The sequence below is a fragment of the Cupriavidus sp. 96C5-1 genome (genome assembly GCF_057798855.1).
In genome coordinates this window covers 16,510-29,616 of record NZ_JBYOJU010000031.1, presented here as the reverse complement: position 1 = coordinate 29,616, position 13,107 = coordinate 16,510, and the positions used below count along the sequence as shown (strand labels likewise).

The 13,107-nt window shown below is 65.6% G+C and carries 10 protein-coding genes; 9 read left to right on the top strand and 1 reads right to left on the bottom strand.

What is annotated here, in order from left to right:
- Positions 1-7: 7 nt before the first annotated feature.
- From ccoG to AC3FOF_RS28485, 3 genes are all read left to right on the top strand, one after another.
- Entirely contained in the window at positions 8-1,507 is a 1,500-nt protein-coding gene (gene ccoG, locus AC3FOF_RS28495) for a cytochrome c oxidase accessory protein CcoG (protein ID WP_276269443.1), read from the top strand.
- Positions 1,508-1,610: 103 nt separating this feature from the next.
- Positions 1,611-1,829 (top strand): FixH family protein, encoded by a 219-nt coding sequence (locus AC3FOF_RS28490; RefSeq protein WP_017229791.1) that lies wholly within the window; start codon positions 1,611-1,613, stop codon positions 1,827-1,829.
- Positions 1,830-1,831: 2 nt separating this feature from the next.
- The gene (locus AC3FOF_RS28485) at positions 1,832-2,077 is read left to right on the top strand and encodes a hypothetical protein (protein WP_035816036.1); all 246 of its coding nucleotides are present in this window, start codon (positions 1,832-1,834) and stop codon (positions 2,075-2,077) included.
- A 194-nt stretch (positions 2,078-2,271) separates the two neighbouring features.
- Here the strand turns inward: AC3FOF_RS28485 and fnr are convergent, their stop codons facing one another.
- On the bottom strand, positions 2,272-2,997 hold the full coding sequence (gene fnr, locus AC3FOF_RS28480; RefSeq protein ID WP_035816037.1) for a fumarate/nitrate reduction transcriptional regulator Fnr: 726 nt from the start codon (positions 2,995-2,997) through the stop codon (positions 2,272-2,274).
- Positions 2,998-3,268: 271 nt separating this feature from the next.
- On the opposite strand from fnr, the gene AC3FOF_RS28475 reads away from it, so the two are divergent.
- From AC3FOF_RS28475 to infB, 6 genes are all read left to right on the top strand, one after another.
- Entirely contained in the window at positions 3,269-4,027 is a 759-nt protein-coding gene (locus AC3FOF_RS28475; protein WP_276269442.1) for a sulfite exporter TauE/SafE family protein, read from the top strand.
- Positions 4,028-4,608: 581 nt separating this feature from the next.
- Positions 4,609-5,778 carry an SMC-Scp complex subunit ScpB gene (gene scpB, locus AC3FOF_RS28470; RefSeq protein WP_488728503.1) on the top strand — a complete coding sequence of 390 codons (1,170 nt, stop codon included), beginning with the start codon at positions 4,609-4,611 and terminating at the stop codon, positions 5,776-5,778.
- A gap of 5 nt (positions 5,779-5,783) precedes the next feature.
- A complete protein-coding gene (rluB, locus tag AC3FOF_RS28465; RefSeq protein WP_276269440.1) occupies positions 5,784-7,769 on the top strand; it encodes a 23S rRNA pseudouridine(2605) synthase RluB in 1,986 nt (661 codons plus the stop codon).
- Positions 7,770-8,104: 335 nt separating this feature from the next.
- Positions 8,105-8,593: a ribosome maturation factor RimP gene (gene rimP / locus AC3FOF_RS28460; protein ID WP_017229859.1), complete on the top strand. Its 489-nt coding sequence runs from the start codon at positions 8,105-8,107 to the stop codon at positions 8,591-8,593.
- Positions 8,590-10,065 (top strand): transcription termination factor NusA, encoded by a 1,476-nt coding sequence (gene nusA / locus AC3FOF_RS28455; protein WP_276269439.1) that lies wholly within the window; start codon positions 8,590-8,592, stop codon positions 10,063-10,065. Before rimP ends, nusA begins: the two co-directional genes overlap by 4 nt.
- 94 nt (positions 10,066-10,159) lie before the next feature.
- On the top strand, positions 10,160-13,063 hold the full coding sequence (gene infB, locus AC3FOF_RS28450) for a translation initiation factor IF-2 (RefSeq protein WP_276269438.1): 2,904 nt from the start codon (positions 10,160-10,162) through the stop codon (positions 13,061-13,063).
- Positions 13,064-13,107: the final 44 nt, after the last annotated feature.

The following is a 13,107-nucleotide window of genomic DNA, read 5'->3' as shown; positions in this document are numbered from 1 at the left end:
AGCGCCCATGAACGCGCCTGAACCGGAACCGCTTGTCAGGACTGCGGCCGCCCAGGCGCCGCAGCGCAAGCGCGCCGCGCCCGTGGCAGACGCGGAAACCTCGGACGAAACCCTGTACGAAGTCCGGCGCAAGATCTATCCGCGCTCGGTGACGGGGGCGTTCTCGCGGTGGCGCGTCTGGCTGGTGCTGCTGACCCAGCTGTTCTTCTATGGCATGCCGTGGCTGAACTGGAACGGGCGCCAGGCCATGCTGTTCGATCTCGGGGCGCGCAAGTTCTATATCTTCGGCCTGGTGCTGTGGCCGCAGGACGTGATCTACCTGGCGGTGCTGCTGGTGATCTCCGCGCTCTCGCTGTTCCTGTTTACGGCGATCGCGGGACGCTTGTTCTGCGGCTATGCCTGTCCGCAGACGGTCTACACCGAGATTTTCATGTGGATCGAGCGGCATGTGGAAGGCGACCGCTTTGCCCGCATCCGCCTGGACGGCGATCCCTGGAGCGCGCGCAAGCTACGGCTGAAAGCGACCAAGCATTCGCTCTGGATACTGATCGCGCTTTGGACGGGCTTTACCTTCGTCGGTTACTTCTCGCCCATCCGCGAACTGGGCGGCGAGGTGCTGAGCCTGTCGCTGGGCCCCTGGCAGACGTTCTGGATGCTGTTCTACGCCTTCTGCACCTGGGGCAACGCCGGCTTCATGCGCGAGCAGGTGTGCAAGTACATGTGTCCATACGCTCGCTTCCAGAGCGTGATGGTGGATCGCGACACCTATGTGGTGACGTATGACGTAGGCCGCGGCGAGCCGCGCGGCAGCCGCTCGCGCAAGGCCGATCCCACGGCCGCGGGGCTGGGCTCTTGCGTGAACTGCAGCATCTGCGTGCAGGTATGCCCCACCGGGATCGATATTCGCGATGGCCTGCAGTACGACTGCATCGGCTGCGGCGCCTGCATCGACGCCTGCGACCAGGTGATGGACAAGATGTCGTATCCGCGCGGGCTGATCCGCTACACGTCCGAGAACGCCATGCGCCGCGCGCTGTCGGCAACCGTGGCGCGCAAACGCCTGATCCGGCCGCGCACCGTGGTCTACTCGGTGATCTGGCTGGCACTGGTGGGCGGCTTCGTGGTGTCGCTGGCCATGCGCACGCCGCTGAAGGTCGACATTATTCGCGACCGCGGCGCGCTTGGCCGCGAAGTGGAAGGCCGCTGGATCGAGAACGTGTACCGCCTGCAGCTGATCAATACGACCGAAGCGCCGATGCGCGTCGCCATCCGCGCGAATAGCGACGAGTTGAAGGGAATCGCCGTGGAGTATGACCACAGTGCAGACGACCTGGCGCCGACCTCCAACCGGCTGATTCCGGTTCGCGTGCGTGTGCCGATCGAATCCGCGGGCCAGGGTACGCACAAGATCGAGGTGACCGTGACCGCGGCTGGCAATGAGGCCGAGGGAAGGAGCGGCGCCGAGATCCGGCAGAGCACCAGCTTTATCGTGCCGCGCAATCTTTGATGCAGCAAACCGGCGAGGCGGCCGGAAGACAGGGAGACCGGAGGATCGGGCCTGGGCCCGGTCGCCGGACGCAAGGAATATGACCCAATATAGAGGAGGCCAGATGATGCAACAAAGCAATCCCTGGTGGAAGGAGCCCTGGCCATGGCTGCTGATGAGCGGGCCATTGCTGGCGATGGTGGCCTGCGGCGTTACCATCTGGCTGGCGATGTCGCATCCGGATCAGCCCATTGTCGAAGGCGTGTCGCGGCACGGGCTGGTGGTTGAAAAGACCGGCGTTGCCGCACGGCAGGCAGTACCCGCCGCGGTCCAGGCGAGGTGACCATGAGACTACGCTGGCTGATGTGGGTGCTATGGCCCGCCTTCCTGGTTGCCGGATTGACGACCGCGCTGGTGTTTTCCATGGTCGACCCCGGTGACCTGCGGTTCTTCGGGCAGCCGGTGGAAGCGTCGCGGGAGGCCGTCTATACGGTGGGCTTCCTGGTCGCGTGGCTGCTTTGTTCGCTGTCGAGCGGCCTGACGCTGTACACCATGCCCACGCGCCTGGCAGAGACAGACGAGCTGGAGTGAACGCAATGCGCGCCTTCCCGGCTCAGGCGAGAGGGCGTGGCATCGCGGCGAACCCGCCGGCGCAGGGACGCGTCCGCGCAGGCCCGGCGGTGCGGCGTGGGAAGGACGGCCGCCGGGGCAGTCGGTGCCGGCAATGCGGGAGCGCGGGCCGCAGGAACCTCACGGCTCCGGCCGGGCAGTGCCTGCCGGCCGCGCTAGCAGGATTTGTTGACGATCTGCTTGATGCCAGCCATGTCGACCAGTTTGACGTGGCGCTGGCGGATCTGGATCAGCCCGGCCTCCGCAAAGCGGGAGAACAGGCGGCTGACGGTCTCGAGCTTGAGCCCCAGATAGCTGCCGATTTCCTCGCGGCTCATGCGCAGCACGAACTCGGAAGCGGAGTAGCCGCGCGCGGAAAGCCGTTCGGACAGGTTGATCAGGAAGGCGGCAAGCCGCTCTTCGGCGCGCATCGAGCCGAGCGTGATCAGCATGACCTGGTCCTGCGAGATTTCCTTGCTCATCAGCCGCATGAACTGATGCTGCAGGGACGGCAGGACGCCGGAGAGCGACTGGAGGTCGCCGAAGCGCACTACGCAGACTTCGGTATCCTCGAGCGCGGTCGCATCCGAGGCATGTTGCATTTCGCCCAGGCCGTCGAGCCCGACGACTTCGCCGGGGAGATGGAAGCCTGTAATCTGCGAACGGCCGTCCTCCATCGTCAGATGGGTCTTGAGCGTGCCGAAGCGGATCGCGTAGACGGCGGTGAGCGGATCGCCAAGGCGGTACAGGGTCTCGCCCTTGCGTACGCGCACGCGTTCCTGCACCAGCGAATCCATTTTTTCGAGGTCCTGCTGCGACATGCCAACGGGCAGGCAGAGCTGGCCCAGCGAGCAAGTGGAGCAGCGGGGCGACATCTCGGATATGGGAATGGATGTGAGCAATTGGGGCCTGTCGGTTTAGCGCAGTCAATCCAGCCCGGTGTGGCGAGCGTATGGATTGAAAGCTTGACGTTGATAGCTGTCGGTTGGAAGCACTATCAGCATAAGCCTGGCGCGCGAGTCTGTCCGGCTTGCGCCGTGCCTTGCCCGCCGTCATTGGTGGCGATTGCGCGTCGCCGCGGGCGCCTGGCCTTATGTCGATAGCGCCTCTTGAAGCTGCGGGGGCGCGTTGGGCGCATTTTACCGCGCCACGTGATGCGATTGGGAGGGGAAGTTGACCATAGGCGTGCTTTTCAGCGTATTTACCCTGGCTTTGCTGGGTGGAGTGCATTGCGCGGCCATGTGTGGCGGGATTGCACTGGCAGCAGAGCAGGGCGGGGTGGCGCGCGTGCCTGCCACCATCCTTCGGCGTCCGGGCCACTGGTTGCTCGAGTTGCTGGTCATGCATGCCGGCCGGCTCAGCATGTATGCGGTGCTGGGCGCCTTGCTGGGCGCCCTCGGCGCGGGCGTCTGGAAGGCCCAATACCTGCCGCTGCAGCGGTGGCTGTTCGGTATCGGCAGCGTCATGCTGGTGTTGTCGGGCCTGTGGATGCTGCGCGGGCGCAGCGTGGGCGCCGCATGGCTGGAACGGCTGGCCGCACGTGGTGCCGGCGGTCTGCTGCGCGGTGTTTCCGGTGTCGCGGCGCGCCTGCCGGCGGCGGCCCTGCCGCAAGGGCGATTGCTGCGCCGCTACGGCATGGGCCTGGCCTGGGGGCTGGTGCCGTGTGGTATGGTCTACGGCGCCCTCGCCATGGCGCTGCTGGCTGGAAATGCGCCGTCTGGCGCACTTGTGATGAGCGTATTCGGTCTTGGCACCTTGCCCAACCTGCTGGTGATCTCTGGACTTTCCGGCTATCTCCGCCAGTTGTCGCGCCGGCCCGTGGTGCGTACCGGGGCCGGCCTGGCGGTGGCCGCCTTCGGCGTGGCCGGGGTGGCGCGGGCGCTGCTATTGCCTGAGTCCCTGGCCGCACATGGCTTCTGCCTGGTGTTCTGATATCTTGCATAGTGTTGTAGCCGGCACCTCGCTAGTCATCCACCCGTGCGAATCGGTTGCAGGTTTGCCCGGGAATGCCATACAATCGCAAGAACAGCGATATCGCGCAGCGTATTTCATCGTGGCATCGTCAGGCAGCATTCGCTCGCAGGGATGCTTGCCAGGAACTTCCGGGCAGGTATTAGCGCCAGGTACCGTTCCCCTTCCGCCGTCCGGTTCAAAAGATTCGGTTCAAAAGACCAGCCACGGCAGGGCGGGGTGAAATAGGCCAGCAGGGCCGATATCCATATTTTTCTTGCACCCGGAGCGATGCATTTTGCGCCGGACAGGTCCGCCACATCAGGGGGAAGGCGCGACGCAAGGGCTCCGTCGACCGGCAGGTAAAGCCGGTGGCCGGGCGATCTCCTGCCGGCCAGGTCCGGCACCCGATGCAATAAGGAAAGCGCACAACCGGCATGCATCAAGCATGCGGTTGGCTGCGCGGTCAGATGGCGGTGGCACCCTACCGCTGAACCCGCAATCTCCAGTGCGCCCGGGCTTGTCCGGGGCGCAGGTGCAAAGACAGGCTGCACGCAATCAACATGAATACCCAAGAGGCGAAGATCGTCCTCGAGACCGCGCTGATCTGTGCGCAGGAACCCTTGCGCGTCAATGACTTGCGCCGGCTGTTTACCGACGATGTCGGTGCCGACACCATTCGGGTGCTGCTCGAAGAGCTGCGCCGCGACTGGGAGCAACGGGGCGTGGAACTCGTGGCGCTGGCCAGTGGCTGGCGTTTCCAGAGCCGCCCGGCCATGCGCGAATACCTGGACCGGCTGAATCCCGAAAAACCGCCCAAGTATTCCCGCGCGGTGATGGAGACGCTGGCGATCATTGCCTACCGGCAGCCGGTCACCCGGGGCGATATCGAGGAAATCCGCGGTGTCACGGTCAGCACCGAGGTTGTCAAGAAGCTGGAGGACCGCAGCTGGATCGAAGTGATCGGCCACCGCGACGTACCGGGCCGGCCGGCGCTGTACGCCACGACCAAGACCTTCCTCGATGATCTTGGCCTGCGTACGCTCGATGAGCTGCCGCCGCTGGAAGATCCGCAGGCGCAGGCGCAGGTCGCGCTGCTGAACCAGGAGGCCATCGATTTCGAGTCTCTGGGTGGCGTGCCCGACGCACCGGCCGGCAGTGACGAAGAAGCGTTCGCGCAAGCCGGGCTGGAACAACCCGAGGCCGGCACCGACAGCGTGAATGCAGCCCCGGCGATCGAGCAGGAAGAGCCCGGCGCTGCCGAAACCGCTGCACAGGGCGATGCGGGGATCGGCTTGGGTGCGGCAAACGACCAAGACGACGCAGGCGATGCGGGCACGGCCCCTGTCGATGCGCCAGCCGCCGAATCGAAGCAGCCCTTCGCGGTCGCATTCGACGATCTGGAAGCCCCGGCGGTCGATGATGCCGCCGAAGCCGCGGATCGGGATGAAGTCCCGGCGCCGGCCGAGGTTGTGCCAGCGGCCGGGATTGAAGTGCCGCCGACTCCCGGGCCGGTGAATGAGCCGGAGTCCACCGCATCCTCCGGCGAACGCCTTGATGGCGCGGCCGCCGAGGAAACCGTCATCGACGGCGAAACAGATGAGCAAACGGAAGTGCCCGCTAACGGTTACCACATGCAAGTGGCCTCCGGCGAGCAGGAGTCCGAAGTCCCGGCTTCGTCCCAGGCGAATCCGGCGCACCCCAGCGAGCACGACGAGCGCGTGTCCAACTGAACACCATGCAACATCCGAATGTGAATACCTTGTCCGATTCTGTTGATCAAGACGTCCGCCAGGCGGATACGCCGGCCGGCGACGCCGGCAATGCCGCCGAGGGCGGTGCCGGCACCGAAGGCGCACCGCGCCGCAAGGGCCTGCGCCGCGGGTTGCGCAACCTGGTAGCCACGCGCCGCCAGGCCGCGCAGGACCGCGACGGCGGGCGTGCCGCGGACGATGAGGTGGGCGCCCCGGGCGGCCAGGAGGCTGGCGCCACGGCGGACGCACAGGCCGGGCGCGGCGACGGCGCGAGGAAGGGGCGTACCCGTGGCAAGCGCAAGCCGGCCGACGGCGAGTCCCCGCAGGCCGGCGAGCCGCAGGGCGAGCGTCCCGCGCCGCGTGGCCGCCGCGCGGCTGGCGGTGCCGCCGCCGAGGGCGGGGGCGAGGTTGCCGGTGAAGCTGCCGGCGAGCGCCAGCGAGATGGCGCGCGCGCCAATCCCAACGGGGCACGCAAGCGCAAGCCGCAGCAAGGCCAGTCCGGTCAGCAGCCGCAAGGCGCCGGCCGGCGCCATGGCGCGGAAGGGCAGCAGGGCGGTGCGCGCCAGGCTGGCAAGGGTGGCAAGGGCAAGGGCGGCGCGCAGCGCCAGGCTCCGGGTGCGTCCGAGAAGGTGTCTGCCAGCCCCGCGGCCGGCGGCGAAGACCTGTTCCGCTTTGTCATCTCCGGCCAGTATGACCAGGAGGATAGCGGTGCTTCGCACGTCAAGGCCAAGCCGGTGCGGGAGCTGTCGGCGGATGACGATGCCCCCAAGCTGCACAAGGTGCTCGCCGAAGGCGGCCTGGGTTCGCGCCGGGAAATGGAAGAGCTGATCCTGCAAGGGCGCGTGTCGGTCAACGGCCTGCCGGCCCATATCGGCCAGCGTATCCTGCCGGCGGACCAGGTCCGCGTCAACGGCAAGCTGATCCACCGCCGTGTCTCGACCAAGCCGCCGCGCGTGCTGCTTTACCACAAGCCGTCCGGCGAGATCGTCAGCCAGTCGGATCCGGAAGGCCGTCCGACGGTTTTCGACAGCCTGCCGCGCATCAAGGCAGGGAAGTGGGTCGCCGTGGGCCGGCTCGACTTCAACACCGAGGGCTTGCTGATTTTCACGTCCTCGGGCGATATCGCCAACAAGTTCATGCATCCGCGCTATGGCGTGGAGCGTGAATACGCCGTGCGTACGCTGGGCGAGCTGGCCGAGGCCGATCGCCAGCGCCTGCTGCATGGCATCAAGCTCGACGATGGCGAGGCAAATTTCCTGCGCATCGCCGACGGCGGCGGCGAGGGGATCAACCACTGGTACCACGTGGCCCTGACCGAAGGCCGCAACCGCGAGGTGCGCCGCATGTTCGAGGCGGTCGGCCTGACCGTGTCGCGCCTGATCCGCACCCGCTATGGCCAGTTCCTGCTGCCGCGCGGCCTCAAGCGCGGCCGCTGGCAGGAACTCGAAGCCGACGATGTGCGCGCGCTGATGGCTTCCATCGGCCTGAAGGCGCCCTCCAAGGGCGACAGCGGTCCCAAGGGCGGCAGCAAGGTGGGTGGGCGCAAGCAGCGCACCGAGGCAGCCATCGCTGGCATGCCGATGGTGACGGGCATGGATGGCCTGCCGCGCATCAACCGCGGCAGCGGCCCACGCGGCAGTGGCGCCGGCCGTGGCCAGCCTGACCCGATGCAGACCTCGATGGGATATATCGGCGGCCCGACCCTGCTGACTTCGCATACCACCAAGCTTGGCGGCGGCGCGGCGGGTTCCCCGCGTGGTCCCGGCGGCCAGGGGCGTGGCGGTGGCCGTGGCGGCCGCGGCATGAGCGGACCCATGGGTCCCATGGGTGGGATGGGTGGCATGGGCGGTGGCCAGGGCCGCGGCCCGCGTCGCGGTGGCGGCGAGGTCAACGGCAATGTGATGCCGCAGGCAGGAAAGCCGGGTGGCAATCGCCGCCCTCGCGGCGGCGGCCGCGACGGCAACCGCTGACGCGATGCGGGGCGGGATGGCCAGGGTGGCCGCCGGACGGGGGCAAGAGCGGCGTGCGCCGCTTTCCTGTTCGGGTTCACCCGGCTGTCTTTGCCTTTCGCACCGTTTCAGCGTATAATCAAAGTCTATTCAAAAGTCATCCTGCAAAAGGGTGGGCGAATGATGGGCATTGCGCCCATTTTTTTTTGCTTCGTCCGTTTCGTGTGTTTGCCGTTGTTTCACGGCGCGCCGGTCGGGATGGCTGGCAGGCAAGCAGGCTGCAAGCCGTCAACTCAGACGGCCGTGCCGGTGGGCTGGGTCTGCCACGGTATTGATGGCCATTATTCGGGAATACAGTGCATCTGGCAGATTTGATCGAAACCACCCTGAACGGCATGGGGTACGAGCTGGTTGAGCTCGAGCGCGCTCCGGGCGGACTCATGCGCGTCTACATCGATCAGCCTGAAACCGGCATCGTCATTGAGGATTGCGAGAAGGTAAGCCGACAGCTTACCCACGTGCTGACCGTCGAGAACATCGACTACGAGCGCCTCGAAGTGTCCTCGCCGGGGCTGGACCGGCCGCTCAAGAAACTGGCTGACTACGTCCGCTTCGCGGGCCAGGAAGCCAGGGTCACCCTGCGTCTCCCGGTCAACGGACAGAAGAATTTCGTCGGCATTCTGCAGGCGCCCGCCGGTGAGCCGGGGGCGGAGCAGATCGGCCTCGAGTTCGAAGGACAAAACGGCACGGCACTGCTGGAATTCACCATATCCGATGTCGATCGCGCACGCCTGGTGCCGGTGATCGACTTCAAAGGAAATCAGAAAAAAGGGAACAAGCAATGAGCCGCGAAGTTCTGTTGCTCGTCGATGCGCTTGCGCGTGAGAAGAACGTCGACAAGGATGTGGTATTCGGTGCGCTGGAAGCGGCACTCGCTTCGGCAACCAAGAAGCGTTTCGAGGAAGACGTGGATATCCGCGTTGCCATCGATCGCGAGTCCGGTGAGCACGAGACGTTCCGCCGCTGGCTTGTGGTCCCCGATGAGCAGGGCCTGCAGGAGCCGGACAAGCAAATCCTCATGTTCGAGGCACGCGAGCAGAATCCGGACATCCAGCTGGACGAGTACATCGAAGAGCAGATCGAGTCGGTCGAGTTCGGCCGTATCGGCGCGCAGGCCGCCAAGCAGGTGATCCTGCAGAAGATCCGCGACGCCGAGCGCGAGCAGATCCTCAATGATTACCTGGATCGTGGCGAAAAGGTCATGACCGGCACGGTCAAGCGCGCCGACAAGAAGGGCCTGATCGTCGAGTCCGGCCGCGTGGAAGCGCTGCTGGCCCGCGACCAGATCATCCCCAAGGAAAACCTGCGCACCGGCGACCGTGTGCGCGCTTATATCCTGAATGTGGATCGCACCGCACGCGGACCGCAGATCGAGCTGTCGCGCACCGCGCCCGAGTTCCTGATCAAGCTCTTCGAGAATGAAGTGCCGGAAATGGAGCAGGGCCTGCTGGAGATCAAGGCTGCCGCCCGCGACCCGGGCGTGCGCGCCAAGATCGCCGTGGTGGCCCATGACAAGCGTATCGATCCGATCGGTACCTGCGTCGGTGTGCGCGGCACGCGGGTGACCGCGGTGCGCAACGAGATCGGCGGCGAGGCGGTTGACATCGTGCTGTGGTCGGAAGACCCGGCGCAGTTCGTGATTGGCGCGCTGGCGCCGGCACAGGTACAGTCGATCGTGGTCGACGAGGAAAAGCACAGCATGGACGTGGTGGTCGACGAGGAAAATCTCGCCGTCGCCATCGGCCGCAGCGGCCAGAACGTACGCCTGGCGTCCGAGCTGACCGGCTGGCAGATCAACATCATGACGCAGGAAGAATCGGCGCAGAAGCAGGCCGAGGAAAGCGACGTGGTGCGCAAGTTGTTCATGGCCAAGCTGGACGTGGACGAAGAAGTGGCTGACATCTTGATCGACGAAGGATTCTCCACGCTGGAAGAAGTGGCCTATGTGCCCATCAGCGAGATGTTGGAGATCGATGCCTTCGATGAAGATACCGTCAACGAGCTGCGCAACCGCGCACGCGATGCGCTCTTGACGATGGAACTGGCCCGGGAAGAGAAGGTGGAAGAGGTGTCGCAGGATCTGCGCTCGCTCGACGGCCTGACCCCGGAACTGATCGGCAAGCTGGCCGAAGGCAATATCCACACGCGTGACGAACTGGCCGAACTGGCCGTCGACGAACTTGTCGACATGGTTGGTCTGGGCGAGGAAGAAGCCCGCGCGCTGATCATGAAAGCACGGGAACATTGGTTTAACTGAGGGACACGCTCATGTAACGCTGGTTGAGGCTACTTGAGCGCGCATTCCACACACAACTGTCCCGACGTATAAACCGAGCATTGAAAGGGTTTGAATGGCAAGCACAACAGTTGCCCAACTGGCCGCAGAACTGAGCCGCAGCGCAGCTGCCCTGCTGGAACAATTGCAGGCAGCTGGGGTGGGCAAGGTGACGCCTGAAGACATCATCACCGAATCCGACAAGACCAAATTGCTGGATTACCTCAAGCGTTCGCACGGGGCGGCCGATGACAGCGCGCGCAAGAAGATCACGTTGACCAAGCGTGAGACCTCCGAGATCCGCCAGGCTGATTCCACCGGCAAGACTCGCACGGTGCAGGTCGAGGTGCGCAAGAAGCGTGTCCTGATCAAGCGCGACGAGGCCACGCCGGACGGCGCCGCCGACGGCCAGGAAGTGGTCGAGGTTCAGGTCGATGCCGCCGAACAGGCACGCCAGGAAGCGGAAGAGCGTCAACAGGCCGAAATGCTGGCACGCCAGGAAGCCGAGCTGAAGGCGCGTCATGAAGCCGCCGAACGCGAAGAAGCCGAGCGCCGCGCCAAGCAGGAAGCACTGGAGGCGGAAGAGCGCCGCCAGGCCGAACTCGCCGCCCGCAAGGCGGAAGAGGAGGCTGCCGCCCTGCGTGCCGCCGCTACCGCCGCTGCGCCCGAAGACGACGATTCGCGCAAGAAGGCCGAGGACGACAAGGCTCGCCTGGCGGCCGAGCGCGCCGCCGCGCAGAAGGCTGCCGACGAAGCCAAGCAGGCTGCCGACAAGGCGCGTGCCGAGCAGGACGCCGCCCGCAAGCGCCGCGAAGCCGCCGAAGCCGAAGCCCGCGCCATCCAGCAGATGCTGAATGCGCCGGCGCGCGTGCTCAAGGCGCCTTCGGAACGCAAGGCCGAAGAGAAGAAGGCCGAGCAGACCGGCACGCTGCACAAGCCGGTCAAGGCGCCGGGCACCGAAGTCAAGAAGGACGAGAAGAAGCCCGCTACCACCACTGCCACCGCTACCACCACGGTCGACAAGAAGACCGGCAAGGTAGTGAAGGCCGGTACTTCCTCGACCTGGCAGGACGAAGGCTCGAAGAAGAAGGGCAGCGGCCTGAAGACCCGCGGCGATTCGTCGGGTGGCGTCGGCGGCTGGCGCGGTGGTCCGCGCGGCCGTGGCAACCGTCATCAGCAGGACGATCGCGGCACCAATTTCCAGGCGCCGACGGAACCGGTGGTGCGTGAAGTGCACGTGCCGGAAACCATCTCGGTGGCGGATCTCGCGCACAAGATGGCGGTCAAGGCATCCGAGGTCATCAAGCAGATGATGAAGCTCGGCCAGATGGTGACCATCAACCAGGTGCTGGACCAGGAAACCGCCATGATCGTGGTGGAAGAAATGGGCCACAAGGCGTTTGCCGCCAAGCTGGACGATCCGGAAGCACTGCTGGTGGTGGGTGGCGAAGAGCACACCGACGCCGAACTGCTGCCGCGTCCGCCGGTCGTGACGGTGATGGGTCACGTCGACCACGGCAAGACCTCGCTGCTGGACTACATCCGCCGTGCCAAGGTGGCGGCGGGCGAAGCCGGCGGTATCACGCAGCATATCGGTGCCTACCATGTGGAAACCGAGCGCGGCGTGATCACCTTCCTGGACACCCCGGGTCACGAGGCCTTCACGGCCATGCGTGCCCGCGGTGCCAAGGCAACCGACATCGTCATCCTGGTGGTGGCGGCCGACGACGGCGTGATGCCGCAGACGAAGGAAGCCATCGCCCACGCCAAGGCGGCGGGCGTGCCCATCGTGGTGGCGATCAACAAGATCGACAAGCCCGAAGCCAACCCGGACCGCGTCAAGCAGGAACTGGTGGCCGAGCAGGTGCTGCCGGAAGAATACGGCGGTGATTCGCCGTTCGTACCGGTATCCGCCAAGACCGGCACCGGCATCGACGACCTGCTGGAGCAAGTGCTGCTGCAGGCCGAAGTGCTGGAGCTGAAGGCACCGGTGGACGCCCCGGCCAAGGGCCTGGTGGTGGAAGCCCAGCTGGACAAGGGCAAGGGCCCGATCGCGACCATCCTGGTCACCAGCGGCACGCTCAAGCGTGGCGACGTGGTGCTGGCTGGCAGCGCATACGGCCGTGTCCGCGCCATGCTGGACGAAACCGGCAAGCCGACCAAGGACGCGGGCCCCTCGATTCCGGTCGAGATCCAGGGCCTGTCCGAAGTCCCGGCCGCCGGCGAAGAAGTGCTGGTACTGCCCGACGAGCGCAAGGCGCGCGAAATCGCGCTGTTCCGCCAGGGCAAGTTCCGCGACGTCAAGCTGGCCAAGCAGCAGGCGGCCAAGCTGGAAACCATGCTGGAGCAGATGAGCGAAGGCGAAGTGCAGACGCTGCCATTGATCGTCAAGGCCGACGTTCAGGGTTCGCAGGAAGCGCTGGTGCAATCGCTGCAGAAGCTCTCCACCGACGAAGTGCGCGTACAGATCGTGCACGGCGGCGTGGGCGGCATCTCGGAGTCGGACGTCAACCTGGCCACCGCCTCGAAGGCGGTCATCATCGGCTTCAACGTGCGTGCCGACGCTGGCGCGCGCAAGCTGGCCGAGAACAACGGCATCGATATCCGCTACTACAACATCATTTACGATGCGGTAGACGAGATCAAGGCGGCGATGTCGGGCATGCTGGCGCCGGAAAAGCGCGAAGTCACGCTGGGTACGGTCGAGGTGCGCCAGGTATTCCGCGTGCCGAAGATCGGTGCGGTGGCCGGTTGTATGGTTACCGATGGCCTGGTCAAGCGCACCGCCCTGGTGCGGGTGCTGCGCAACAACGTGGTCATCCATACCGGCGAGCTCGATTCGCTCAAGCGCTTCAAGGACGACGTCAAGGAAGTCAAGCAAGGCTTCGAGTGCGGTCTGTCGATCAAGAACTTCAACGACGTTCAGGAAGGCGACCAGCTCGAAGTGTATGAAATCACCGAGGTGGCGCGCACGCTGTAAAGCGTGGCGCGGGCGGCGAGCCAACCGGCTCGCCGCAGCCAGTC